Below are 26,807 nucleotides of genomic sequence, written 5' to 3'. Positions count from 1 at the left end.
GTAGGTTTGACATGAATCGTCGATTATTTTGGAAAATTCTGATTATCTTTTGGATAATCTTTTATCTTACTTTCCAATTAACTTGGATTGCTTTCTCTTATTATATAGAGAATAAAAATCAACGATTCTTAAATCATATGCCAACTAAAGTGGATATGATTGCACAATTACTACATGTTGCTGGTGAAGATGAGACTCTCAATTTTATCGCACATCTCCCCGAACGTGAGCGAGTTTTATTGTCGATAAAATTGGTCTCTCCTCAAAATGATCAAGTCAATATCATCACAGATGAATTAGAATCAACCAGTTATTTATATCAAAGGATGGCGGTTGCGCCAGACGGAACACTTTACTCGGTATCATTTAAAGACGATAAAACAGATCATAGCAATAATAGGAAAACTTTATTCAATATGCCAACTCCCATTGTACTAATGGGGATATGTGTTGGGTTAGTATTCAGCCTATTTTTAGCATGGAACTTAACCAGACCAATGAAGTTATTAAGGCAAGGGTTTTTTAGAGTTTCTCAAGGCGATCTTTCTGTCCGCCTATTCAAAAAATTAAAACCTCGTCGTGATGAACTTAGCGAATTAGGTAAAGATTTTGACATGATGGTTGAACAGCTCAATATCTTAATTTCTGATCGCCAAGCACTACTCCATGATGTTTCACACGAACTTAGAACGCCACTGGCCCGTTTGCAGCTTGCCATCGGCCTTGCACAGCAAAATAAACAAAACATAGATACTTCATTAGCTAGGATTGAGTTAGAGTCGGAACGCCTAGATCAATTAATAGGTGAAATTTTGAATTATTCACGCGCAGAAATGAATAATCGAACCGATGAATATTTTGACTTAAAAGAGTTAATTGGTGTTGTTGTTAATGATGCTAACTATGAAGCAAATCATCAATCTATTGAAGTAGTATTTAGCATATCATCGATTTCACATTCTATTGTTAAAGGTAATTCAGAACAAATACGACGAGCGATTGAAAATATTATTCGTAATGCTATCCGCTTCTCTAAAGCCGGTCAGACTGTTGAAGTATCGTTAAAAGAAGCTGGAAAATATTTACAAATAGAGGTTAAAGATCGCGGTCCTGGTGTAGATTCAAGTAAATTATCAAGCATTTTTGAACCTTTTGTCCGTATTCAATCAGCACAATTAGGTAAAGGCTATGGACTAGGCTTGGCGATTGCAAGAAAGACCGTTATTATGCATAACGGTACTATTCAAGCTAATAATCGAGATGGCGGTGGTTTAGTGGTAACAATAAAACTACCTTATTGGCGAAAGCACTAATAACATTCTGAATTAACAGTTAAAACATACTCTTTTACAAGGCTTTCAAGTGTAATTTTATCATAGCCAGTAAAATTCAAATTTTTCATAATTGTTTGTGGATTAGTTTCAAGTATCGCCTTATATTCAGCTATATATTGCTTAGCAATTGGTTTATAAGACCAGTGCCACTCTTCTGGTAAATATCCACCCTTTCTTCCTTCATTAAATGGCTGGCAAAAACCATATTTTGGTAAGTTTTCACGAAGCCATTGATACAAAATAATACCCTTTTTATCATTTTTAAAATATTCAGATGACACGCTGGTAATATCAATATCTGTTCCCCAATGATGCCTTGATGTGCCAGGCATTGAAGATAATTTTAAAATTTCTTCGGCAATTTTTTGTGGCACTTTTAACTTAGGTAATAAGGCGTCCCATTTACGTTGCCAAATGCCATTTTGATACGTGTAATTACGTGTTGCACTCACAACTATAAACGGAATATCTGGATAAGATTTTTTAAAATCGTTATAAGCTTTAATTAGCTGCTGAGTGGGCTCTTTTTGAAGATACATGCCTTTTTTATTTACTGGTAATATTGTTGAATCCAGAGCAATAAAATCGCTGTCTTTTTTCTCATCAAATTGGCCAGTAAGTTTATTTAATGGAATTGATTGTGCCATAGCAAATGTTGAACATAAAAGTAGAGTTAAAGTTTGAGTAAAATTGGCAATTGTCTTTATTATTTTTTTCATCATTCAAATTGTAATTAATATTATATTAGCCAGATAAGGTGAAAAACAGTATAATCCTTTCCCTAAAAATTGAAATAGCCATAATGTGTAAAAACGAGGCAATATGTTAACACCAGCTACACAAAAATCGTCTGGCGATTGTTCAGATGTGACAACCAATCAAAACACCACAAATCCAACCAACGAAAAAATTAACTTACTTAACTTCACTAGACAGCAGTTAAGAGAGTTTTTTATTTCCTTAGGGGAAAAACCATTTAGAGCTGATCAAGTGATGAAATGGATCTATCATTTTGGGATAGATGATTTTGATCTGATGACCGACATTAACAAAAAGCTCCGTGAACAACTAAAAAAATTAGCTGAAATTAAAGCACCTAAAATTGCTCTTGAACAGCGATCATCGGATGGTACCATTAAATGGGCGTTAGATGTGGGTAATAATCAGATGATTGAATCGGTTTATATCCCTGAACGTGATCGAGCAACTTTGTGCGTATCATCACAAGTGGGCTGTGCGCTTGAATGTAAATTCTGTTCAACTGCCCAGCAAGGTTTTAATCGCAATTTAACCGTTTCTGAAATTATTGGCCAGGTTTGGCGAGCATCAAATGCGATTGGTGTCACAGGCAAATTAGCCGATCGGCCTATCACGAATGTTGTTATGATGGGTATGGGTGAACCTTTACTTAATTTATCTAATGTTGCACCAGCAATGGAAATCATGTTAGATGATTTTGGTTATGGTTTATCAAAAAGACGGGTCACACTTTCAACCTCTGGCGTAGTACCAGCATTAGATAAATTGGCAGGAATGATTGATGTTGCTTTAGCTATTTCACTTCATGCACCAAATGATGAAATCCGAAGTGAAATAATGCCAATTAACCAAAAATATAATATGGCAATGCTACGTGATTCAATTTTACGTTATCTATCAACATCAAATGCTAATCACGGTAAGGTGACAATTGAATATGTTTTACTCAATCAAATCAATGATAGTGTTGAACATGCGCATGAACTGGCAAAATTCTTAAAAAATGTGCCTAGTAAGATCAATTTAATTCCATGGAATCCATTCCCTGGAGCACCTTATTCTCGTTGTTCAAATACCCGAATTGATCGCTTTATGAAAACATTAATGGGTTATGGATTTACGGTTATTGTTCGTAAAACACGCGGTGATGATATTGATGCGGCTTGCGGGCAACTTGCTGGAGAAGTGGTTGATCGTACTAAACGCACACTGTATAAGAAACAAAACCTTATTCAACAATAAAAAGGAGTTGTGGATGAAAAGCGTATTAATTGCATTAATTAGTATGTTAATACTAGCTGGCTGTCAAACAAATGCTCGTGAAGAATTTGATCCTGAAGCAGCGGCACTCGCTAGAATGCGATTGGGGTTAGGCTACTTAACTAAAGCCAATGAATCCGAGGATAATGTTAAAGCTGCACATTACAATCTAAAATTAGCCGCTCAGTATTCACCCAATAATCCACAAGTGATGCTAGCAATGGCAATGTTTGATCAGCATGTTGGTGAATATAATGAAGCAGAAATGATCTACAAACGTATTACATTAATGCAACCTGGTAATGGCTTATTTCATGTCCATTATGGATCCTTTTTATGTGGCAGGAATCGTTATCAAGAAGCCAAAGAACAATTTAGCAAAAGCCTAGAATTTGATCGACACCGCTGGAAAGCCGATACCTATGAGCAATATGGTTATTGTGCGATTCAAAATGGAGATACAAAAACGGCAGACCTTATGTTCAAACAACTTTTTGAATATGATTCAAACCGCCGAAATAATGTAATAAAAACAGCAGAATTTTATAAAAATAAAGGCGATAAAAAGATAGCTAACTATCTATTTTTAATATCAAAAAAATAAATTATAAAAATTAAAATAAAAATCATTAGAAGCAAGAGTAAATATCATGAGTTTTTGGGCTATTTTATTATTAGCATTAGCCATGTCGACTGATGCATTTGCGGTAGCGGTTTGTCGTGGCGTTTCGCTTAAATCAACACCCTTTTTCGGTGCATTAAAAGTAGGCGTTTTATTTGGCTTTATCGAAGCTATTACCCCTATACTAGGCTGGTTTATTGGCTATATTGCACTTCAATATATTGAAAACTGGGATCATTGGATCATTTTTGCCGTCATGCTTTTGTTAGGTCTTAATATGATTTATCATAGTTTTAAAGAAGAAAACGATGAAAATGACGACCAAAAACCCCTCTCCTCAAAATCATTTCTAATATTAGTCCTTACGGCTATTTCAACTAGTATTGATGCTTTTGCAATTGGTGTTGGATTAGCCCTTGCTAGTGTCAACATCTACTTCGCTTCAACAATGATCGGGTTAGCGACTTGTATTATGGTTACCATTGGGTTATTGCTAGGTAAAAAAATTGGTTGTTTAATTGGGAAAAAAGCATCATTTATTGGCGGTATAGTGCTTATCATCATTGGTTCAATAACACTTTACCAGCACTTAACAAGTTAATTTTGAATATTTTATATAATCAATCGCTTTAGGTATAAAAAAACCACTCACATAACGGAGTGGTTTTTATTAGGAGAAACAGCAGAATTACATCATTCCGCCCATTCCACCCATGCCGCCCATACCTGCAGCAGCACCTAAATCAGCTTTATCATCTTTAGGTAGATCAGTAACCATACATTCAGTTGTGATCATAAGACCAGCAACAGATGCAGCATATTGTAATGCGCTACGAGTTACTTTAGTTGGATCTAAGATACCCATTGCGATCATATCGCCGTACTCTTCAGTTGAAGCATTGTAACCATAGTTACCTTTACCACCTTTAACTGCGTTAACAACAACAGATGCTTCTTCACCACAGTTAGTCACGATTTGACGTAATGGCGCTTCCATTGCACGAAGGGCAACTTTAATACCTACGTTTTGATCTTCGTTTGCACCTTTAAGGTCTAAAATTGCAGATGCAGCACGAACTAACGCAACACCACCACCGGCAACCACACCTTCTTCTACCGCTGCGCGAGTTGCATGTAATGCATCTTCAACACGTGCTTTTTTCTCTTTCATTTCAACTTCAGTTGCTGCACCAACTTTAATTACTGCAACACCACCTGCTAATTTAGCTACACGTTCTTGAAGTTTTTCTTTATCGTAATCAGAAGTTGATTCTTCGATTTGTTTACGAATTTGTTCAACACGTGCACTGATTAAAGACTCTTCACCAACACCATCGATGATAGTGGTATTGTCTTTATTGATAACAACACGTTTAGCTTGACCTAGATCTTCTAAAGTTGCTTTTTCAAGCTCTAAACCAATTTCTTCTGAAATTACAGTACCAGCTGTTAAAATAGCGATATCTTGTAACATTGCTTTACGACGGTCACCAAAGCCAGGTGCTTTAACTGCGGCAACTTTAACAATACCACGCATAGTGTTCACAACTAAAGTTGCTAATGCTTCGCCTTCAACATCTTCAGCAATGATTAATAGTGATTTACCTGCTTTAGCAACTGCTTCTAATACTGGTAATAATTCACGGATGTTAGAGATTTTTTTATCCGCTAATAAAATATATGGGCTATCTAATTCAACCGTTGCTGTTTCTGGCTTATTGATGAAATATGGTGATAAATAACCACGATCAAATTGCATACCTTCAACAACATCAAGCTCGTCTTGTAAACCAGTACCATCTTCAACAGTGATAACACCTTCTTTACCCACTTTTTCCATTGCTTGAGCAATTAAAGTACCAACAGTTTCATCTGAGTTAGCAGAGATTGTACCTACTTGAGCAATCGCTTTAGAATCAGCACATGGTGAAGATAATTTTTTAAGCTCTTCAACTGCTGCAACAACTGCTTTATCGATACCACGTTTTAAATCCATTGGATTCATACCCGCAGCAACCGCTTTTAAACCTTCATTAACAATAGCTTGAGCAAGTACTGTTGCGGTAGTTGTACCGTCACCAGCGGCATCGTTTGCTTTTGAAGCCACTTCTTTAACCATTTGTGCTCCCATGTTTTCGAATTTGTCTTCTAATTCGATTTCACGAGCAACTGACACACCATCTTTAGTAATAGTTGGTGCACCGAATGATTTATCTAATACTACGTTACGTCCTTTTGGACCTAAAGTTACTTTAACTGCATCAGCTAATACATTGACGCCTTTAAGCATTTTAACGCGAGCGTCATTACCAAATTTTACATCTTTAGCTGCCATTTTGTATTTCTCCTAAATTCTGTCTATAAATTAAATTATTTGCCAATTACGCTTGAACAATGGCTAAAATATCGCTTTCAGATAAGATAAGCACTTCTTCGTTATCAATTTTTTCTGTTTTAACGCCATATCCTTCATTGAAAATAACGATATCACCAACTTTTACATCTAGTGGTTGAACTTGACCATTTTCTAAAATGCGACCATTACCAACAGCTAAAACTTCACCACGTGTTGATTTACCCGCAGCTGAGCCTGTTAAAACAATACCGCCAGCTGATTTTGACTCTACTTCTTTGCGTTTAATGATCACACGATCATGCAATGGACGAATTTTCATTAGTTATCTCCTAGCACTAATATAAATTAAATAATTATTAACAATAAATCATAAAATTATGATCTATATAATATAGTGAACATTAAATGGGGGTTGTTTTAAATTCTTCAAGAGAATAACATTAAAAAATTTTTTAATTGATTAATTATTAGTCATCTTTACGCTCAAATTCACCCTCAATTACATCATTAAGTTGCGCATTGTTGCTAGAAGAAAATGATCGAACTTTGAAAGGAAATTTTTTAACAATAAAGCGAACAATATAATCTTGAACGCGTGGAATTAACAAAATCCCGCCAAGCATATCGGTTAAAAAACCAGGAATTAGCAATAAAAAACCCGCAAAGAGTAAGGACACACTCTTAATAATTTCATCTTTAGGGTTTTGATTATTAGCGATTTTTTGTTGCATAATACTTAGGTTATTTAAACCCTGCTTTTTAATTAAAGAAAACCCAATAATCGAAGTGGCAATAATACCAATTAAAGCAAGAAAAACACCTATTGAATCAGCAACTTTTATAAAAAAGCTGAGTTCCAAATAAGCATAAATAAAAAAAACAATAAATCCAAAGACTCGCATATAAAATTCCTCTAAGTATAGAGTGATATTATGTCATAATAAGTTACTAATATAGTAATAACTAGTTAAATTTCAACCAAACAGTAGAGTTTTTTTAAAATATCTTATAAAAAGGATTGACGGATAATCGCGAATCGTGTTTAATACACCTCCATTGTTGCCCGGATAGCTCAGTCGGTAGAGCAGGGGATTGAAAATCCCCGTGTCCGTGGTTCGATTCCGCGTCCGGGCACCAATTACGAAAAAGGAACACCAGCGAAAGCTGGTTTTTTTGTGTCTGAAATTCCGCTAAATAAATATATTCTCTATCTTTTTTAAGCATTTCCGTTGTATTACCAGTGATAGTTATGATGCTAGATAGCTTGCTTTTATAAATCAATTAAAAAAGTATATGAATTAAGAACTGTCTTGAGCTGATTATAAACTCCAAATAATAGATTTTGTTTGTAATATGATAGTTTGAAAGATTGTGTAACGACGATTTACAATCGTTGTATCGTAATACAATGGCACATCTAAGATCTGCTCAAAGAATATCTGCTTGAATTATTTTTTATACCCAAAATCTCGCCACTCTCATCTTCCTCCACACCTATATATCTATTTTTGTTATAACTAAATGCAAAATAATCGTTTTCGCATCTCACCATAATTTGGTCTAATTATTTCATATTTTTATCATTACTAATCCAATACATTAGTAGCGTAGCATGAGGTGTCGAGTGAAAAATTTACCTCTTTTTCAAAAATTATATAGGCATGGGATCAGCTTAATCTTATTGGCAATTTGCACTTTTATGCATCAAGCGCAAGCAATTGAATTACTTAATGTGTCTTATGATCCCACGCGAGAGCTTTATAAAGCATATAATCAGGCTTTTATCGAGTATTGGCAGCAGCAAACCGGTGAACGGTTGACGATAAATAATTCGCATGGTGGGTCTGGTAAACAGGCACGTTCGGTCATTGATGGTTTGCAGGCTGATGTGGTTACGCTTGCGTTAGCGAGTGATATTGATGCGTTAAACCGTTATCAAACTAACATATCACCTGATTGGCAAGCTAGGTTGCCAAATAATAGTGCGCCTTACCATTCAACTATTGTCTTTTTAGTGCGTAAAGGTAATCCAAAACAGATTTATGATTGGGGTGATCTCATAAAAGATGATGTTGAGGTAATAACACCCAATCCCAAAACCTCGGGTGGGGCTCGTTGGAATTTTTTGGCGGCTTGGGCTTATGCTAAAAGTACCTATGGTAACGATGAACAAGCTCAAGACTTTGTCACCAAATTATATCAACATGTTCCGGTTTTAGACACAGGTGCCAGAGGCGCAACCATTAGCTTTGTACAGCGAGGCTTAGGTGATGTTTTAATTTCTTGGGAAAATGAGGCTTATTTGGCGTTAAGAGAGCAAGGTGGCGATCAATTAGAAATTATTATGCCCTCATTATCCATTTTAGCTGAGCCGACTGTGGCTTTAGTCGATAAAGTTGTTGATAGCAAAGGTACACGTAAGCAAGCGCAAGCTTATTTGGAATACTTATATAGCGATCCGGCACAACACATCATTGCCAAGCATTTTTACCGTCCTGTTAATCCTGATGTCCTTAAACAATATGCTGATCAGTTTCCTACTATTAAGTTAGTTACGGTTGATAACGATTTTGGTGGATGGCAAACAGTGCAAAAAAAATTTTTTAGTGATGGGGCCATCTTTGATGCAATTTATGCTGAGATAAACTAATTACTACTTATTCTGGCGATGTTATGTGTGTGCTCACTTAGCTTTGCGGTATAAAGGTGAATGTTATGAAAGTTGCAAGCATTAAACAACAACGGATCATCCCAGGTTTTAGCTTAACGTTAGGTTATACTTTAACCTTTCTTAGCTTGATTGTGCTTATTCCGTTATTAGGTTTGTTTCTTTATTCAACAAAGCTGTCTTTTGAGGAGTGGCATCGGTTATTAGTCAGCAAACAGTTTTTATTGGCATTAACTCTTTCATTAAGTACCGCATTTATCAGCGCCGGTTTAAACAGCTTTATTGGTTTACTATTGGCTTGGGTACTGGTGCGTTATCGATTTCCAGGACGTAAGATAATGGATATCTGTATTGATATCCCGTTTGCCTTACCAACAGCCGTTGCTGGCATTGCGTTAACCGCAATTTATGCCAAAAATGGGCCAATTGGGCAATGGTTCAGTTTTAAAATTGCTTATACCCCCATTGGCATTACCTTAGCGCTGTTATTTGTTACATTGCCGTTTGTTGTGCGTACTTTGCAACCGGTGATGGCTGATTTACCACGTGAACAAGAAGAAGCGGCGAGTTTGCTTGGTGCATCGCCTAGGCAAATTTTTATGCATATTATTTTACCTGCCATTTTACCTGCTTGGCTAACGGGGTTTACCCTCGCTTTTGCTCGTGCTATTGGCGAATATGGTTCAGTGGTCTTTATTGCCGGTAATATTCCATTTAAGACCGAAATATTACCGTTATTAATTGTCTCAAAACTTGACCAATATGCTTATGATGCCGCTGCCGCGATTGGCGTAACGATGTTACTAATTGCTTTTGTATTGTTATTAATTATGAACAGTTTACAGCGAAAACTTAACCGCAAGATTAATAAAAACCATTAATATAAGATTATGCCGATATTACAATCAATAACAGAAAAAAAGAGAGTAACCCGTTTACAGCTATTGCTAATCTTGTTGGCGGTATTGCTGTTTTTCGGACTTTTATTGTTGCCACTAGTTGTGGTGCTCGCGCAGGGGCTAGCTAATGGTGTAAATGCATTTTGGCAAGTGATTATTGAGCCAGATACCTTATCCGCTTTTAAATTAACACTGATTGCCGTTGGTGTAGCGGTGCCATTAAATGTGATATTTGGTGTATGTGCAGCTTGGGTCATAACTAAATATCAATTCAAAGGCAAACAAATATTAGTCACATTAATTGATTTACCGTTCTCGATTTCCCCCATTGTTGCGGGTTTAATCTATGTATTGCTATTTGGCGCACAAAGTGCGTTGTATCCGTTTTTGCAGGCGTGGAATATTCAAATTGTCTATGCGATTCCAGGAATTATCTTAGCAACGATTTTTGTATCCGTTCCTTTTGTGGCAAGAGAACTCATTCCGATAATGGCGTTACAAGGTACTCATGAAGAAGAGGCCGCCAGCGTCCTTGGTGCAAATGGCTGGCAAATTTTTTTCCACATTACTTTACCCAATATTAAATGGGCCTTAATGCATGGTGTTGTTCTTTGCACCGCTCGCTCACTCGGTGAATTTGGCGCGGTATCGGTTGTTTCTGGGCATATTCGTGGTTACACCAATACCTTACCGCTTCATGTTGAGATTTTATACAATGAATACAATATTGTTGCCGCATTTAGTGTCGCTATTTTGCTATTAATTATGTCGCTTGCGTTACTCTTGATTCGTCAATGGATTGAAAGGCGCTTAGCCAATGAATGTCATTACGGGAACTAAGAGGTAGATATGAGTATTACACTACACAATATCAATAAAAGTTTTGAACACGTTAATGTCTTAGAAAATATCAATTTCAGCATAAAAAAAGGTGAATTAGTTGCACTATTAGGCCCATCTGGTTGTGGAAAAACAACTTTACTGCGCATTATAGCGGGTTTAGAAACTGCCAGTTCAGGGCAAATCTATTTTGCTGATAGGGAAGTAACTAAGCTGAGCGCCAAGCAACGAGATATTGGTTTTGTCTTTCAAAATTATGCGTTATTTCGGCATATGAATGTAGCTGAAAATGTGGCATTTGGACTAAAAATGAAACCAAGATCTGTACGATTAAATAAAACAGCAATTGATGAACGCGTTAATCAATTACTCGAATTAGTGCAACTTGACCATTTTGCCAAACGTTATCCAGACCAACTGTCAGGTGGTCAGCGTCAGCGAGTTGCGTTAGCGCGTGCGTTGGCTTCGAAACCTAATGTGTTGTTGCTTGATGAACCATTTAGTGCTTTAGATGCTAAAGTCCGTAAAGATTTAAGGCGTTGGTTGCGTGATTTTCATCATGAACTCAATGTTACCAGCATCTTTGTTACCCATGATCAAGAAGAAGCACTGGAAGTTGCTGATAGAATAATTTTAATGAATCAAGGTCACATAGAACAAATAGGTACCCCTGCCGAAGTCTATAAGCAACCAAAAACCGCCTTTGTTGCGCATTTTCTAGGGGATGTTAACCTTTTATATGGTTATATTGAAAATAATACATTAATCATTGGTGATTTTCACAAAGATATGAAGGAACAAGGTACCTGGCCTGATCAGTCTGCTATCGCTTATGTTCGACCTCACGAAATCAGTATTGCTAAAATTGCCCGAAAAAATGATATCCAAGGAGAAGTTGTACGTATACATACTGCTGGTCCAACCGTCTTTCTGGAAATTGCTGTAGCCGGACAACCAAAGCATATTGATGTATCTATTAGCTATCGACAATATGAACAACAGCAAGTTGAAATTGGTGATACTGTCTACTGGCAACCTGCACTCGTTAATATTTTTATGCAAGATGAACTATTAGAGTTTATGATTTAAGGAGAATGATTCCTATAAATTAAATCTGATAATCAAGTATTTTGGAATGAGTTTGCTCAATTAATGCATGACTTTTGATATCTTCCAGTGACAACTCTTGATTGCATAATTGAATAAAGCGCCAAATATAATTACGTTGTAATTTATGTCGTTTTAATCCTAGCCATGTAACATGTGATTCAAACAGATGTTTCGCATCCAATTCAACTAAATTGATATCATGATCAGGGTTATACATTTTATTACCTAAAATACCAATCCCTAAACCTAACTCAACATAAGTTTTAATAACATCAGGCTCCTGAACATTGAGCGAGATATTGGGTGTCAATCCGATAGCTGAAAAGGCTTTATCAATACTTTTACGAGGAAATATTCCTTGACGATAAGTGATGATAGGTAATGTTTGTAACATATCTAACGTCACTTTATCGACTTTAGTCAAAGGGTGATCTTTAGGAGTAACTATAGAGTAATGCCAACGATAAAAAGGGTAAATAGCAAGTGAACTGTTATCCACTCTTTCATTATCAATACCAATATCTGCTTCGCCAGAAAGAAGCTGAGAGATAATTTCACTAGATGATCCCTGATTGATAATGATATGAACTTTAGGAAAAAGCATTCTAAAAGATTTTATAATATTTGGGAGAATATAACGGGCCTGAGAGTGGGTGGTCGCTATCACTAATGAACCTTCATCAGTATTAGAAAAAATGGTTGATAACCGCTTAATATTATTAATTTCATTTAAAATTCGCTCGGCAATAACCACCAATTCTAAACCGGGTTCAGTCATGTTAATCAAGCGCTTACCTTGACGAATAAAAAGATCAATATTCAGCTCTTCTTCTAGCTCTTTGATATGTCGGCTTACACCAGACTGAGATGTGTATAAAGAATTTGCGACTTCGGTTAAATTATAATTACAACGCGCAGCTTCGTGAATAATCCTTAATTGTTGTATATTCATGACGATCTTCCTAGTAAAAATTACTTTATTCCCGTTATATAGTTGTATTATTTATGTGTAAGTTGCTGTATATAATTAATAACTAAAAAGTGAATTATTTAAAAAATTTCAGACCGCAAGCAAGCATAAGCAATATGATGAAACTGGTTATAAGCATTTTGTCTAATTTATAAATTATGCTTATTCGTAATTTTATTAGTAAAATTATGTACTTTGATAAGTAATTTCAGTATAAAAGAACGTATAAAAAAGACAAATATGATAAAGTAATAACCATATGAATTATGGCTATATATGCCTACAGTCAATAAACATAGTTTAAAATTATCAATCAACAACTTTTATACTTATCTCAATTCGCCTCTTGATAAAAATCGATCGCTGAATTGAGTACCGGTTTCACAATCTCATGACGAATAACAAAATCACCAAATCCTTCTTCTTTATTGCGATGAATGGACCATGCGGCAATAAGTGGTTCGAGTGCTAATAAAATCTCCTCTACATTCACGTTTTCTTTATATAAGCGAGGAATTCGCGTGCCTTCTCGATTACCGCCAAGATATAAATTGTAGCGACCAGGTGCTTTACCCACCATGCCCACTTCCGCCAACATGGCTCTGGCGCAACCGTTAGGGCAACCGGTTACACGCAAAATAATATAATCATCGGATAAGTGATGCTGACTTAACATCTGTTCTATTTTAGTTACAAACGTCGGTAAAAACCGTTCTGCTTCAGCCATAGCTAGTGGGCAAGTTGGGAAAGACACACAGGCCATGGAATATTTACGTTGTAATGTGACAGTATCGTCAAGCAAACCATATTGTCGTGCAATTTGTTCAATGGCTGTTTTTTGTTCTTCTGGAACATTAGCAATAATTAAGTTTTGATTGGCGGTTATACGCAGATCACCTTGATGAATTTTGGCAATTTCTGCAACGCCGGTTTTTAATGGTTTATTGGGATAATCAAGTAACCGACCATTTTCAATAAATAGCGTTAAATGCCAGTTATCATCAATACCTTTATACCAACCAAATTGATCACCTCGTCGACTAAAGTTATAAGGTTTACTACTTAGAAATTTACTTCCGGCACGTAGTTCAACCTCTTTTTTGAAGTTTTCCACGCCAACACGTTCAAGCGTATATTTAGTTTTGGCATTTTTTCGATTATTGCGGTTACCCCAATCACGTTGGGTGGTCACAACGGCCTCAGCAAACGTCAGTACTTTTTCGACAGGAATAAAACCAAAATCGTCGGCTTTGCGTGGGTAAGTTGTTTTATCACCATGCGTCATTGCCAAACCACCACCAACTAATACATTAAAACCAATCAGTTCGCCTTTTTCTGCTATTGCCACAAAGCTAAGATCATTAGCATGAACATCCACATCATTAATCGGGGGGATGACAACGGCAGTTTTAAATTTACGCGGTAAATAAGTCGAACTTAAAATTGGCTCACTATCGGGGGTAGAAAGCTTTTCACCATCCAGCCATATTTCAACGTAAGCACGGGTTTTCGGTAAAAGATGTTCTGAGATTTTACTTGCCCAATGATAAGCTTGTTGATGAACTTTTGATTCCACAGGATTTGAAGTACATAAAACGTTACGATTCACATCACCGGCAGTGGCAATCGAATCTAGCCCTATCTTATGCAACAGCTGATGAGCAGACTTAAGGCTTCGTTTAAACAGTCCGTGAAATTGGAAAGTTTGTCGAGTCGTGAGTCGAATACTGCCATATTTTGTTGCTTCAGTAGCAAATTTATCGATAGTCAGCCACTGTTTTGGGGTGATGATACCACCGGGCAGGCGGCAACGTAACATCATGGAGATCAGTGGCTCCAGTTTTTGTTCTGTGCGTTCTTTACGAATATCGCGATCATCTTGCTGATACATGCCATGTAAGCGAATTAGCTGAGAATTATCGCTGTTAAAGCCACCCGTTAAACCGTTATTAAGATCATCAACGATAGTGCCTCGCAAATAATTACTTTCTCGCTTAAATCGTTCAGAATCCGATAAAGGCAGATCAGAGACATCATTTTGTGGCGGTGTTAAATTGACTGTTTGAGTCAGGGTAACTGTTTTAGATTTGCTCATATTACATCACTCGATAAATTAATATTAGTTGTTGTATCTGTTTATCATTAGTAAACATCTCGTTGATAGCGCTTTTGACTTCTTAATTCATCCAAATAACTGATAGCTTGTTCTTGACTATATTGTGCTTGAGTCATCAAAATTTGTTGAAGCGCTAAATCAACCGCTTTTGCCATACGTTTAGCATCCCCACAAACATAGATAAAGGCACCTTCTTGTAGCCATTGCCAAATATCACTGGCTTGAGCAATTAATTTATCTTGTACATAGATTTTCTCAGCTTGATCTCGTGACCAAGCAAGATCGATGTGAGTTAACAGACCTTCTTTAACATAGCTCTGCCATTCCACTTGATAGAGAAAATCGGATATAAAATGTGGATTGCCAAAGAATAACCAATTCTTACCGGTAGCACCTTGACTCGCACGCTGTTGTAAGAACGCCCTAAAGGGGGCAATGCCCGTACCGGCAGCAATCATAATGATTGGTGCATGAGTATCATCAGGTAATCGAAAATTATCATTATGCTCAATAAAAATTTTGACTTGATCTTGATCAGCAATTTGATTTGCTAAGAATCCAGATGCGCCGCCCATACGGATCTTATCGTCGACCTGATAACGTACTACATTTACGGTAAGATGAACTTCTGAGCCAACTTCATCTTGCGCAGAAGCAATGGAATAGAAACGCGGAATAAGAGGTCGAAGCAATTCAACAAAGGTCTGTACCTCTATCTTGCCACGATAGCGGTTAAGCATATCAACCAGTGGTAATGTTTGACTCATTTCCAATAAGGCTTCTCGATCGCCAATTAAGGTAAGAAGTTCGGGATGTTGAACGGCTTGAGCGTATTTTTCAATAATGATCGGCGTATTTTGAGTCAATTCAACATATTCAGTCAGAACCGTTTTTAAAGCGATCTGTTGTCCATGATGTTCAACTGGCGTTTCACCTGCAAGCTGGGTGATACTTAGTATCTCCTCCACAAGTTCATTACTATTTTGATACCAAACACCTACCGCATCACCAGGTTGATAATGAAGATTCGAATCGGACAGGTCAAGCTCAATATGACGAATATCACGATCTGAATCGCGTGAGGTGATTTTTTGATTAACGTTAACGGTTGCAATAAATGGATTATCGCGGTGATAAAGGCTACTGTTAACGGCTATACTGGTTGAATTTTCTGTTGGCGATTGTGTGTTTGATAGTTGTAATTGACTAAGTTTATCAATCACTGCCTGTCGCCAAGAGGTACTTATGGTTTGAAAATCTGTATCAGCATCTACGCGTACTAGCAGGCGCTGAGCATCTAATTCAGCGAATCGTTGATCAAAGTCTTTAGCGGCTTGACAAAATTTTGGATAAGAAGCGTCACCTAAGCCAAAAACCGCAAACTGTAAATGAGTTAATTTAGGCGCTTTAGCTGCAAACAGATATTTATAGAGTGACAACGCCTCTTCCGGTGGCTCTCCCTCACCTTGGGTTGAGGTCACCAATATTAATATCTCTTCCTGACTGAGTTTTTTAGCTTTATATTCTCCTGCCGGCAGATGAGTCACCGCAATACCCAAACGTTCAATATCCTGACTTAACTCGTTAGCGACTCGGCGGGCATTACCGGTTTGTGATGCCGATATGATTGTGACTTTTTGCTCCGCTTGAGTCATATTGGAGGGGGGAGTGGTACTCGGTAAAACTTGTTCGACGGAACTTTTTTCCGCCCGTCCCCATAAATAACCCGATAACCAAGCTAGCTGCTTATCGTTGTAATTTTCAATAATTTTTTTTAATTCATCAAAATTAAAAGGAAATTGTTGTGTACTCATACGATGACCTTATCTGATAGCGTTTAGCTATCGTTAAATTGCTATTGGCTCGTAACCTTAACGTGCTATGGTAAATCCAACCAACTTAGATTCACTTACCTTTTGCCAGTAAAGTCTAATGTTGTTTATTTATAAAAAATCAAAAAGTTATTTTATGTAGACCGCACTCTCTACCTTGTGGTCCTTTAGTTGGATCGACGTAGTCCATTTCGTTAGGTAAATTATGTTTTTCGATATAATTCTGCATATCTTGACTCGTCCAATCGAGTATTGGGGCGATCTTAAATAAATTGTCCCCTGCTTTTGTTACAATATTGAGTTCTTGCCTTAGCGCAGATTGTTCACGGCGTAGTGCAGTAAACCACAATGTGGGTTTAAGCGTAGACAAAGCACGGTTAAACGGCTCAATTTTAACAATTTGTGTAAACTCGGTGTGTTCCGGAGTATCAAGTTCAGGTAGCCCGCCATATCGCACATTTAAATAAGCAGTCGTCCTTTGTGGGACAAAAATATGTAGATTAAGATTAAGTTGCTTAGTAATTTCATTGGCTACACGATAGGTTGCATTGGTTGCATAGCCGTTATCAACCCAAACAACCTTAATATTCGGATCGATTTGGGTAACAAGGTGCAAAAGTACTGCCTCATAAGGTCCAAAATGGGTACTGATAATACTTTTAACGGGAATATCTTGTTGTTTTTTCAGTGCCCATTCAATAATGGTTAACGGTGACTGATTTTGCAATTTTTGGTTAACTTTAGTTAAATCTAGCATGGCTTTTCCCTTTATTGATTTATGGATGATTAACTATTTAGCTGATTACTGATTTACCCATTGATATAACTCAGCAACGACTTCTGGCCGACTAAATGTTTCTGGTATCGGCTCTTTGGCTTGTAAACGCCGTCTGACCTCCGTGCCTGAAATAAGAACGTGATCAGCACTACCGTGTGGACAGGTTTTCGTTGATGCCATACCGTCACATTTATGGCAATAAAATGTCCAATCAATTTTAATTGGCTTAATGAGTAAATCGTTGTCTTGCAAATGGCTAAAGATCTCTTGTGCAGCAAACGGTGAGTAAAAATCCCCAACCCCAGCATGATCGCGGCCGACGATAAGATGACTACAACCATAATTTTGTCTAAAAAGGGCATGTAGTAACGCCTCTTTCGGCCCAGCATAGCGCATATCTAAAGGGTAACCGGAATGAATAACGGAATCTGGCACAAAGTAATTATGAATTAAACTATTAATTGCTTTAAGACGAATGTTGGCCGGTACATCGCCGGGTTTTAAGTTACCAAATAATGAATGGATAAGCACACCATCAAAAAGTTCTAACACGGTTTTAACTAAATATTCGTGTGAGCGATGCATTGGATTACGAGTTTGAAAGGCCGCTATTTTTTTCCAACCTAATTGATTAAAGCGTTCCCGTGTCTGTTGTGGCGTTAAAGCATATTGACCAAATTGTGCTTTAAAGCCATTATCGTGGAGAACCCGGACTTTACCACCTAAATTAACCGGTGGTTGAGCCATCAGCATTGCAACACCAGGATGGCTTGGATCTGTCGTTGTAAACACCTGATTAGCTTCATATTGTTTATCTGGACGATAAATGCTATCCACATTCAAAATACCGATTATCTGCCCATCTGGTGTTTTTAAAGCGATTTCATCACCTAATTTTAAGGTATCAGCTTGAGCATCGGTCACAGATACGGTTATGGGAATTGGCCAAAAAACCCCGTTCGCTAAATGCATATTATCGCAAACGCTACGCCAGTCCTCTTCTCGCATAAAGCCATACAGAGGTGTAAAACCCCCGATGCCTAACATCACTAAATCTCCAGTTTCACGACTGGATAAGGTAATGGCTGGTAAATTTTTTGCATATTGTTGCAGGGCTAGCCGTTCATCGTCATTAACCTGTAAAGGTTGTAAACTGTCACTAGCATGAGGCGCGATCAATCCCATAATGATTCCTTACCTATATTTTTATTAAATCTAATTAAAAGCGATTATCGATAAATAAGGAAATATCAATTTTATATACCATTATGCGATTTGTGCATATTCAAAGTTGATGGAAGATGTTATCACTACAATAAGATAAAAGTTATCGGAAGCCCAAAGCTAAAGTGTTATAATTAATTCGCATACATCAAGTTGAACGTATTTAATAAAATAGAAATATTATTAAATTTCTATATATAATTTTTAATCTCTTTTCAGATAACGAATTGTGATGTTGATAGCTTTGTGCTAGTTTTATTATTCATTATTAGTCATACATTCCTCTACCCAAGGTTTACTTATGTCAAATTCATCTGCAAAAAAAGTGGCGTTTGCTGCTTTTATTGGTACTACTATTGAATGGTATGATTTTTATATCTATGCGTTAGCATCGGTATTGATTTTTGGTCAGCTATTTTTTCCTGCTGATAATCAATTCGTGCAGATTTTAGGATCTTTTGCTGCTTTTGCCGTGGGGTTTTTATCCCGTCCTTTAGGTGCTATGTTATTTGGGCATATTGGTGACCGTTTAGGGCGTAAAAAATCACTTATTATCACTTTGCTTTTAATGGGGACGGCGACCACTTTTGTTGGGTTATTACCGTCTTATCAACAAGCAGGTATTTTGGCACCAACGTTATTGGTTGCATTGCGAATTTTACAAGGTGTTGCCGTTGGTGGTGAGTGGGGTGGTGCCGTGTTGATGACGAATGAACATGCGCCGAAAGGGTTGAAAAACTTCTTTTCATCCTTTGCTCAGTGGGGAAGCCCAGCAGGCAATATTTTAGCATTACTGGTTTTTTCTTATATTATTCGTTTACCTGTTAATGAACTGATTGATAGTGGTTATTGGCGTATTCCTTTTTTAGCCAGTGCTATTTTATTAATTATTGGCATTATTGCTAGAGTGACGTTAACCGAATCGCCGGTTTTTGTTGAAGCATCTAAAAAACAAGCGGACTTAAAGCAAGAGTCAGCACCGATTATTGAAGTATTTAAAAAAGCATTGCCATTATTAATATTAGCGATTGGTGCTAATGTGCTGTCATTTAGCGGTATCTTTTCCAATACCTTAATGATTGGTTATACTACTTTGGTACTTGGTGTCGAAAAATCAGTGATAGTCGATGCACTGTTTTGGATCGCTATTGTCCATTTTGTTGCTCAACCGTTTATCTCTTATTGGTCAGAAAAATTCTCGGCAACACGCTTTTTGATTTGTACAGCAATGTTGGCAATGGCATCGGTATTCTTGTTATTCCCGATTATAAATTCAGGCACAAAAACCAGTTTTATTATTGGGATTTCGTTAAATGTGATTTGTTACAGCGGCTTTTATAGTGTAATAGCTGGGTATTTAAGTCGTATTTTCCCTGCCAGAATGCGCTATACTGGGTTATCAATGAGTTATCAAGGGTGTGCGGCTATTTTTGGTAGCTTAATTCCGATGATAGGTGGTTATGTTATTTATACCTTCAAAAGTTTTTGGTTACCCTTAGCCTTGTTTTATTGCGGTTTAGCACTGATATCCATTATCTGCATCTACTTGTTAAGCAAATATCGTTATTATGATGAATAATAAGGTCAATATATGAAAACCGTTTTATCAATTCAGTCCAATGTTGTTTATGGTTATGCCGGTAATAAAGTGGCGACGCTAGCGATGCAATTACAAGGTGTCGAAGTGATGCCAATACACACCGTTCAGTTATCGAGTAATACGGTTTATCCACATTATGACGGCATTGTGCTGGGCGCTCAGCAAATCACTCGAATCGTCAATAGTTTAGAAAAAATTGGCGTATTGTCATCCATTGACGCCATTATTTCGGGCTATATTGGACTTGCCGAACAAGGTGAAGAAATCCTTGAAGCCGTAAAAAAGATTAAATTTTATAATCCTAATGCAATTTATATTTGCGATCCGGTTATGGGGGGCGACATCAATAAAGGCAGCTCTCTGCCACAAAATATTATTGATTTCTTCACTAAGCAAGCAATCAAATACGCTGACTATATCACGCCAAATTTATTGGAATTACAGATATTATCGAATCTGGAAATCAAAACCTTTAACGATGTGCTTAACGCCATAAAAACACTGCAAAATAAGCCGATTCAAGCCATATTGGTTAAAAATCTGCTGCATGCCGGTAAAACGACGGAATTATTTGAAATGATTTTAGCCACACCATCGCAAAGCTATCATCTGGCTCGACCATTATATGATTTTCCACACCGTCCATTGGGCGTGGGCGATTTAATTTGTAGTCTGTTTACTGCCCATTTAGTGAATGGACAATCCCAACTAACCGCCTTTGAACTCGCCGCCAATGCCGCCAATCACGTACTTGATATCACCAAACAACAAAATGCCCGAGAGCTCGCGATTATTGATGCTCAACAATGGATTAAACAGCCGGATTTGCAGTATCGCGGAACACCGCTTGCATTATAAGGCAATTAAGATCGGTATTATTGTCATTGGTCATAATCATTTTAGCTGCAAAATTTAATTAGTTTATTCTTGGCATAGAAAATGCATTCCTCAAAATGTTACTGTTAACAATTGAGGAACGACTAAAATGTGGAAAAGACACCCAATATTATTAAGTTTATTGCTTATTAATCCTTTATCTGGTGCTGCTGATATACCGCTATCAGAGACAGGAAAGTACTGTGATACCCCTTCCCGTTGTCTTAACCCGATAACTACCAATGTCATGGTAACGTCCCCCAATTATTTAGCGACTCAAGCTGGAATTGATATATTACGTAAAGGAGGCAATGCGGTTGATGCAGCGATTGCCGTAGCCTCAACGCTTGCTGTTGTTTATCCTCAAATGAACACCATAGGTGGCGATAACTTTTGGTTAGTCTACAACGCTAAAACCAAAGAACTAAAAGGGCTAAATGCCAGCGGTCGTTCTGGTAGTTTAGCCACGATAGACTATTATAAAAATCAAGGTTTCCATAAAATTCCCTCACGAGGTTATCTGGCAGCCAATACCGTTCCAGGGGTGGTTTCCGGTTGGGATGAGGCGTACCAATATGCATCCAAAAATATGAAAAATGCACTACCGTGGCGCACGTTATTCGCATCAGCAATTGATTATGCCGAACATGGATTTTCGGTTTCACCTAGCTTAAATTATTGGACAACAATCAATATTGATCCAAAAGACAAAGAGTTTCGGGAGTTACAGCGTTTTTCGGAATTTAAAAAAGTATTCTTAAAAAACGATGGGCAAGCTTACCAAATCGGCGAAATCCTTAAACAACCCGATTTAGCTAACACATTAAAAACCATAGCAAATAAAGGCGCTAAGGAATTTTATCAGGGTGATATTGCCAAAAATATTGTCAACGATCTGCAAAGCCATGGTGGTGTGTTAACTTTAGATGATTTTGCTAAGCATCGTGCTACATGGGTAGCCCCGATCCATGTTAATTATCGAGAATATACCGCCTATAATCTACCACCCAATACACAAGGTATGGCATCGTTAGAGATTCTAAATATACTCAATAATTTTGATATAAAATCGCTGTGTAACACCGGCGAAATTAAATCATTTTGCATTATTATTCCCTTTGAAAAACCAAGTATTAAAGTTTAAGGCATTTTGATTTAAATGGGTAGGTTACAGCAAAGATATTTGCAAGGTTTTATTATGGTTGTATAGTTTTTTCGTCGCTTCCTGCGACTCACCCTTCGGACCAACGGGCAAGCCGTTGTTCAAAAATGTTCCAGACACTTTTGTCGCCTCTAAAAGTGCGGATGAATTTATAACATTCGATGCTCAGGCGACCGAGGGTTTACAACGAAACCCTCTGGCTCCCAGTTCCATTTCACGTGGTGCGTAAGGGCGGGTTATTTAAGAGATTTAGTTTTTTTAGTTCATCTATATGCTAATAGCATGAGTTAGGAGCAAAGGTTAATAAATGGGTATTTTTACAGAATATTGTAATTCTTATATTTCAGTTTTTGTTATTTCTGTTCTTAAGATATTTATCACATTTTGACTATAAAACATTAATTCTTGAGCTTTCTTTTTTTGGGCCAAGCTATAATTTAAAGAATATAAGAAACCAGAATATTTTTGGTATAATTGCCGAATTTGCTCTGCATCATCATAAGTTACAATCCATTTATATTTTTTTAGTTTATCAATAGCTTTAAATAAACAGGCGTGATCATTTTCTTCATAGAAGTTAGTATATAAATCTTTACCTTGTTTAAAATAAGGGGGATCAAAAAAGATAAATGCTTTCTCAGTGGGTATTTTTTTTACCACTTTTTTGATGAAGACGGTTGCATCTAAATTTGTAAGCTTTATTTTTTTCTTGAAAGACGCTATTTTTTCTATTTTTTTTATCAAAGCTATTTTATTAAAACGACAGTCTATTTTATAGTTACCTAACTGCTGCCGTCCACCAATTGCACCAGCTTTAATAATTCCTGAGCGATTTGTCCTATTTAGGAAAAATGTTGAAAATCCTAGAGTTAGCATATCAATATTATCGCGTTGTGAGTAAATTTGTTTTTGCCTTTCCCACTCATCAATTGTGATTGATGTATCTTCAATTTTTCTTATAAAAGCGTCATGATTATTCAAAACTGAATGCCAAAATGCATAAATAGCTACATCATAATCATTAAGAATCAACTTATTTACAACTCCCTTTTCAAGTAAAGAAAGAGCAAGACCTGATCCACCGGCAAAAGGCTCAATATAAGTAATATTTTCCATTTCTTGTAAAGCGAAAAGCTCAACAATAAATTTTTCTAATTGTTTTTTCCCACCAGGGTAACGTAGTGGCGATAAACTCGATACCATTCTAATTCTCACAAAATTAAGCACGTTTTGCCTTGTTCAAACAATATGTATTAAGTATTTCTTATAGAATTGATTAAAAACTATAAATTTTTTAGATACTTTTATTCCAATACATTATATCCTTATATTATATATGATTGTAAGTAAAAAGAGATATAACAATTAATTAATAAATTTTAGGATAAATGTATGGGAAGAATCAATTACAGTTCTTGGGCTAGGTTATCTTTATCAGTATCTAATCTTAAACTTGACAAAGAAAATCCACGTATACCCACTTATGTTTCAACAAGAACAACAAAAGATATTTTATCATATTTATTTGAATATGAGAAAGTTGATAGATTAGCTGAAAAAATAGTTGATAAGGGCTTTATTAGCCATGATCCTATTTATGTGGTTAAGGAAAATGGAAGTTATGTTGTTGTTGAGGGAAATCGAAGAGTATCTGCGCTTAAATGTTTACTAGATCCATCTCTCGTTCCTTCTGCGTCTAAGAAGCGAAAATTGGAAAGATTAAAAAATAAATTGGGTCAGGATAAGATCGAAAAAATTGATGTGTATGTGGCTCCCTCACGTAAAGAGGTTCAAAATGTGTTATTTGAACTTCATGCCGAAGGGAAGTTACAATGGAATCGACAACAAAAAAATCAGTTCATTGCCAGCGTGGGAGTAAATAGTAATGAATCTATTGAAGAAATTGCTGCCCGTTTTAATGTTAAACCGTCAGAAATTCAAGATTCTGTTCAGGAATATTATTTGGAGAGATATTTTACTGAATTAAGTCTTCCAACTGATATTGAAGATAGAGCTTTAAATGCAAAGTTTAGTATTTCAATTATGTCTAGGTTAGTTAACTCATCATTTTTTAAAAGTTTGACAGGTTTCAAAATAGAAAGAGGAAAATTACAAACAACAATATCGAAGTATAAATTTGATTATTTACTTCGTAATTTTATAATTGATATCCTTAACAAAAAAATTGATTCTCGAAAATTAAACAAAACCATAGAAATTGAAAGATATATTCAAAGTATTTTTGAGCAAATTTCAGATGAAGAAAGTGATGAACCTGTTGATTATACTCCTCCAATAAATACAAGTTCTGATGTTAAATCAAAATCAAAAAAGAGAAATAAGAAAACTGCTAAAATGCTTATTCCACCAGAAAAACAATATCAAACAGGGCTTCAGAAATTAGATATTTTAATTGAGGAGGCTCAAGGTATGATATTGGATATGCATAAAACAGCCAGTGCATTATTGCTTAGAACGATTTTAGAATTAACTACTGTTAGAGTATTTGATATAAATAATAAAAAGGATCGATGCATTAATGAAAATAATGGGCGAGTCAAAAATTTATCAGATAACTTATCAGCATTAACCAAACAAAGCTCATGGTTTCAAAATCCAGCTTATCTAGCTGACCTTACTCGTTTTATATCTAAAAATAATTCTGATTGGAATAGTCTTGATTCTCTAAATAGATATGCTCATGGAGAATATACATTACCTGATAAGAATATTCTGCAAGCTGTTTGGATAATTACTGAACCACTTGTTGAGATGTGTTGTTCAAAAAATACATAATTTAACGATTGATAGTTTTTTTATTTTTGGGAAATAAAAATTGAATTAATTAATCTTTATTTTCCCAATCAACCCTTTTAACAATAATATCCATAATCTTCGCAATATCTTGAATTGATACACCTTTGTCTAAGAGTGCGGTTGCGGTAGCGAGTTCAAGTTTTTCTAGGCGTTCTTGTTTTTCTTTAGCTTTTTGTTGAGCTGTTTTTGTCTTATCCCTTTCAACCGCCAACTTCTCTTTAGAAATTAACTTTTCTTCTTTTACGAATACGTTCAACCACTTGATAAGTTGGAACATATTTTAGGCTTGGTTCTAACTCGTCCATAAGTTTAGCTCTGCGAAAACTAATATAGGATTTTGGGGTGATGATTAGGTGGTCGATTAGATCGATATTTAGAATACGGCCAACTTGAATGAGGCGATCGGTGATATCTTTATCGGCATCCGACGGCGTCAGCGATCCTGACGGATGGTTGTGAACTAATATCACGCGTGAGGCGTTTTTCATTACCGCAACACGAAATACATTCATCGGTTCAACATCGACCGATTTATAACCGCCAAGCGCAATCAGTTCGATGTACAGAATATAACCAGCTTGATTCATGCCAATCATCCAAAGATGTTCTTTTTCTTGGTCGATTTGGTTATCACGCAATAACACGCGTTGCATAATGCTATACACATCGTCCGTGCCTTCGTCATGCTTGGTGAGTTTTATACCCATCTTATCGCCTTGTAAAATCAGTTAAAAAATAATATAGCATATTCTGTTTAGGCTGGGCAGTTGTTAATTAAACAATTCCAAGAGTTTACTTTTTAGGCTATAGTGTTTGTGAAAATTATTGAGGAGTCTATACCGTTATAAGGAGCGTAATGATGTATCATGCAATTTTACCGAGTAAGCAACAGCCTGCTGCTGAGCGATTTTTGCAACAGTTGCCCAATTTCGTTGCAGCAAATCCTTTATACCAGCGCCTTAAACCGACATTATTGCTGATTGATATTGCTCCGTACACATTAACGGCTCAGCCCCACAGTTTTATTGCAGCTCAGTTCAACCTGTCACCACGATCAGCTCGTAGACGGGATAATGTTATTCGCCAATTGCTGGAACAGCATGAGCCTGACCTTTATCAAGCGGTATTAAACCTTGAGAAAACCACCCCTGACCAGGTCAGTCAGCAAGCGCAAGCATTTAAATCATGGCTTAAAGATTTGCTCAGTACAACCGTCATGCCTTGCGATTATTGCGAATCACCTCTGACGGTTCGTATTGGTCACCGCCTTAATTTTCGTTGCCGAAGCTGTCGACGTACGTTTAATCCGCTCAAAAAATATCAATTAAATCATTTATCTCATTGCGAACTGTGGTTGCCTTTTGTTGACTTATTGCTACAAGGTGAAACCCTCAAAACCGCTAATCAGCAATTAGGGATTAACTCCAATACCGCCGCTAAATGGAAGTCCTGTTTTCTATGGATAATGGAAAAGCAAGGGTTTTCCATATTGGCGAATTATTGCCGAGTAAAGCGACGCCAACGTTATCGGCAAATTTGGTTAGGCATATAAACTGATGTGATTTTTTTACAGATTAGTGAATT

Annotated in this window: 24 protein-coding genes, 1 tRNA gene and 1 pseudogene; 14 read left to right on the top strand and 12 right to left on the bottom strand. The window is 36.6% G+C overall.

Going from position 1 to position 26,807, the window contains the following annotated elements; translation table 11 throughout:
* Window positions 1-11: 11 nt before the first annotated feature.
* Window positions 12-1,313, top strand: coding sequence for an ATP-binding protein (locus J3U00_RS09110; protein WP_065562747.1), 1,302 nt, complete (start codon window positions 12-14; stop codon window positions 1,311-1,313).
* Here J3U00_RS09110 and J3U00_RS09105 read toward each other — a convergent pair.
* Complete coding sequence (locus J3U00_RS09105; RefSeq protein WP_065562748.1) at window positions 1,310-2,053, bottom strand: M15 family metallopeptidase; 744 nt, start codon at window positions 2,051-2,053, stop codon at window positions 1,310-1,312. The two genes, J3U00_RS09110 and J3U00_RS09105, sit on opposite strands and share 4 nt — an antisense overlap.
* A 103-nt stretch (window positions 2,054-2,156) precedes the next feature.
* Between J3U00_RS09105 and J3U00_RS09100 the strand changes: the two genes are divergently transcribed.
* From J3U00_RS09100 to J3U00_RS09090, 3 genes are read left to right on the top strand one after another with little or no spacing between them, the layout of a single operon-like run.
* Window positions 2,157-3,335, top strand: coding sequence for a bifunctional tRNA (adenosine(37)-C2)-methyltransferase TrmG/ribosomal RNA large subunit methyltransferase RlmN (locus tag J3U00_RS09100; RefSeq protein ID WP_081303311.1), 1,179 nt, complete (start codon window positions 2,157-2,159; stop codon window positions 3,333-3,335).
* A gap of 13 nt (window positions 3,336-3,348) precedes the next feature.
* Entirely contained in the window at window positions 3,349-3,957 is a 609-nt protein-coding gene (locus J3U00_RS09095; RefSeq protein WP_267332210.1) for a hypothetical protein, read from the top strand.
* Window positions 3,958-4,003: 46 nt separating this feature from the next.
* A complete protein-coding gene (locus J3U00_RS09090) occupies window positions 4,004-4,576 on the top strand; it encodes a manganese efflux pump MntP family protein (RefSeq protein WP_267330808.1) in 573 nt (190 codons plus the stop codon).
* An 87-nt stretch (window positions 4,577-4,663) separates the two neighbouring features.
* Here J3U00_RS09090 and groL read toward each other — a convergent pair whose 3' ends face one another.
* The 3 genes from groL to J3U00_RS09075 all read right to left on the bottom strand — a co-directional run bounded on the left by groL (window position 4,664) and on the right by J3U00_RS09075 (window position 7,233).
* Window positions 4,664-6,310 carry a chaperonin GroEL gene (gene groL, locus J3U00_RS09085; RefSeq protein WP_065562751.1) on the bottom strand — a complete coding sequence of 549 codons (1,647 nt, stop codon included), beginning with the start codon at window positions 6,308-6,310 and terminating at the stop codon, window positions 4,664-4,666.
* Window positions 6,311-6,356: 46 nt separating this feature from the next.
* Complete coding sequence (locus tag J3U00_RS09080) at window positions 6,357-6,650, bottom strand: co-chaperone GroES (RefSeq protein ID WP_034915350.1); 294 nt, start codon at window positions 6,648-6,650, stop codon at window positions 6,357-6,359.
* Window positions 6,651-6,798: 148 nt separating this feature from the next.
* Complete coding sequence (locus J3U00_RS09075) at window positions 6,799-7,233, bottom strand: FxsA family protein (RefSeq protein WP_267332209.1); 435 nt, start codon at window positions 7,231-7,233, stop codon at window positions 6,799-6,801.
* Between the two features lie 159 nt (window positions 7,234-7,392).
* Here J3U00_RS09075 and J3U00_RS09070 point away from each other — a divergent pair.
* From J3U00_RS09070 to J3U00_RS09050, 5 genes are all read left to right on the top strand, one after another.
* Window positions 7,393-7,468 (top strand) — tRNA-Phe (locus J3U00_RS09070).
* Window positions 7,469-8,030: 562 nt separating this feature from the next.
* On the top strand, window positions 8,031-8,981 hold the full coding sequence (locus tag J3U00_RS09065; protein WP_416379906.1) for a sulfate ABC transporter substrate-binding protein: 951 nt from the start codon (window positions 8,031-8,033) through the stop codon (window positions 8,979-8,981).
* 80 nt (window positions 8,982-9,061) lie between these two features.
* Complete coding sequence (cysT, locus tag J3U00_RS09060) at window positions 9,062-9,880, top strand: sulfate ABC transporter permease subunit CysT (protein ID WP_370634074.1); 819 nt, start codon at window positions 9,062-9,064, stop codon at window positions 9,878-9,880.
* Window positions 9,881-9,889: 9 nt separating this feature from the next.
* The gene (gene cysW / locus J3U00_RS09055) at window positions 9,890-10,738 is read left to right on the top strand and encodes a sulfate ABC transporter permease subunit CysW (protein ID WP_267332208.1); all 849 of its coding nucleotides are present in this window, start codon (window positions 9,890-9,892) and stop codon (window positions 10,736-10,738) included.
* Window positions 10,739-10,747: 9 nt separating this feature from the next.
* On the top strand, window positions 10,748-11,827 hold the full coding sequence (locus J3U00_RS09050; protein ID WP_267332207.1) for a sulfate/molybdate ABC transporter ATP-binding protein: 1,080 nt from the start codon (window positions 10,748-10,750) through the stop codon (window positions 11,825-11,827).
* Window positions 11,828-11,846: 19 nt separating this feature from the next.
* On the opposite strand, the gene J3U00_RS09045 is transcribed toward J3U00_RS09050, so the two are convergent.
* The 5 genes from J3U00_RS09045 to sat form a co-directional block, all read right to left on the bottom strand.
* The gene (locus tag J3U00_RS09045) at window positions 11,847-12,800 is read right to left on the bottom strand and encodes a LysR substrate-binding domain-containing protein (RefSeq protein ID WP_065562756.1); all 954 of its coding nucleotides are present in this window, start codon (window positions 12,798-12,800) and stop codon (window positions 11,847-11,849) included.
* Between the two features lie 352 nt (window positions 12,801-13,152).
* The gene (cysI, locus tag J3U00_RS09040; protein ID WP_267332206.1) at window positions 13,153-14,913 is read right to left on the bottom strand and encodes an assimilatory sulfite reductase (NADPH) hemoprotein subunit; all 1,761 of its coding nucleotides are present in this window, start codon (window positions 14,911-14,913) and stop codon (window positions 13,153-13,155) included.
* Between the two features lie 47 nt (window positions 14,914-14,960).
* A complete protein-coding gene (locus tag J3U00_RS09035; protein WP_267332205.1) occupies window positions 14,961-16,748 on the bottom strand; it encodes an assimilatory sulfite reductase (NADPH) flavoprotein subunit in 1,788 nt (595 codons plus the stop codon).
* Between the two features lie 139 nt (window positions 16,749-16,887).
* The gene (locus tag J3U00_RS09030; protein WP_065562758.1) at window positions 16,888-17,523 is read right to left on the bottom strand and encodes a phosphoadenosine phosphosulfate reductase family protein; all 636 of its coding nucleotides are present in this window, start codon (window positions 17,521-17,523) and stop codon (window positions 16,888-16,890) included.
* A gap of 45 nt (window positions 17,524-17,568) precedes the next feature.
* Window positions 17,569-18,729 carry a sulfate adenylyltransferase gene (sat, locus tag J3U00_RS09025; RefSeq protein ID WP_267332204.1) on the bottom strand — a complete coding sequence of 387 codons (1,161 nt, stop codon included), beginning with the start codon at window positions 18,727-18,729 and terminating at the stop codon, window positions 17,569-17,571.
* A 340-nt stretch (window positions 18,730-19,069) separates the two neighbouring features.
* On the opposite strand from sat, the gene J3U00_RS09020 reads away from it, so the two are divergent.
* The 3 genes and pseudogenes from J3U00_RS09020 to J3U00_RS09010 form a co-directional block, all read left to right on the top strand.
* Window positions 19,070-20,347 (top strand): MFS transporter, encoded by a 1,278-nt coding sequence (locus J3U00_RS09020; protein WP_267332203.1) that lies wholly within the window; start codon window positions 19,070-19,072, stop codon window positions 20,345-20,347.
* A 12-nt stretch (window positions 20,348-20,359) separates the two neighbouring features.
* Window positions 20,360-21,226, top strand: coding sequence for a pyridoxal kinase PdxY (pdxY, locus tag J3U00_RS09015; protein ID WP_267332202.1), 867 nt, complete (start codon window positions 20,360-20,362; stop codon window positions 21,224-21,226).
* A gap of 265 nt (window positions 21,227-21,491) precedes the next feature.
* Window positions 21,492-22,319: pseudogene (locus J3U00_RS09010) on the top strand (gamma-glutamyltransferase family protein); the annotation flags it as partial.
* Between the two features lie 423 nt (window positions 22,320-22,742).
* Here the strand turns inward: J3U00_RS09010 and J3U00_RS09005 are convergent.
* Window positions 22,743-23,609 carry a DNA adenine methylase gene (locus tag J3U00_RS09005; protein WP_267332200.1) on the bottom strand — a complete coding sequence of 289 codons (867 nt, stop codon included), beginning with the start codon at window positions 23,607-23,609 and terminating at the stop codon, window positions 22,743-22,745.
* A gap of 189 nt (window positions 23,610-23,798) precedes the next feature.
* Between J3U00_RS09005 and J3U00_RS09000 the strand changes: the two genes are divergently transcribed.
* Window positions 23,799-25,202 (top strand): ParB N-terminal domain-containing protein, encoded by a 1,404-nt coding sequence (locus tag J3U00_RS09000; protein WP_267332199.1) that lies wholly within the window; start codon window positions 23,799-23,801, stop codon window positions 25,200-25,202.
* A gap of 49 nt (window positions 25,203-25,251) precedes the next feature.
* Here J3U00_RS09000 and J3U00_RS08995 read toward each other — a convergent pair whose 3' ends face one another.
* Together J3U00_RS08995 and J3U00_RS08990 are read right to left on the bottom strand one after the other, a co-directional pair.
* The gene (locus J3U00_RS08995) at window positions 25,252-25,434 is read right to left on the bottom strand and encodes a hypothetical protein (RefSeq protein ID WP_267332198.1); all 183 of its coding nucleotides are present in this window, start codon (window positions 25,432-25,434) and stop codon (window positions 25,252-25,254) included.
* 7 nt (window positions 25,435-25,441) lie between these two features.
* Window positions 25,442-25,930 carry a JAB domain-containing protein gene (locus J3U00_RS08990; protein WP_267332197.1) on the bottom strand — a complete coding sequence of 163 codons (489 nt, stop codon included), beginning with the start codon at window positions 25,928-25,930 and terminating at the stop codon, window positions 25,442-25,444.
* A 149-nt stretch (window positions 25,931-26,079) separates the two neighbouring features.
* Between J3U00_RS08990 and J3U00_RS08985 the strand changes: the two genes are divergently transcribed.
* Window positions 26,080-26,775 (top strand): hypothetical protein, encoded by a 696-nt coding sequence (locus tag J3U00_RS08985; protein WP_267332196.1) that lies wholly within the window; start codon window positions 26,080-26,082, stop codon window positions 26,773-26,775.
* Window positions 26,776-26,807 lie beyond the last annotated feature (32 nt).

The organism is Gilliamella sp. B3127, assembly GCF_026536935.1.
Lineage (GTDB): Bacteria > Pseudomonadota > Gammaproteobacteria > Enterobacterales > Orbaceae > Gilliamella > Gilliamella apicola_E.
The sequence above is the reverse complement of the archived record's forward strand: the minus strand, read 5'-3'. Positions and strand labels throughout refer to the sequence as shown.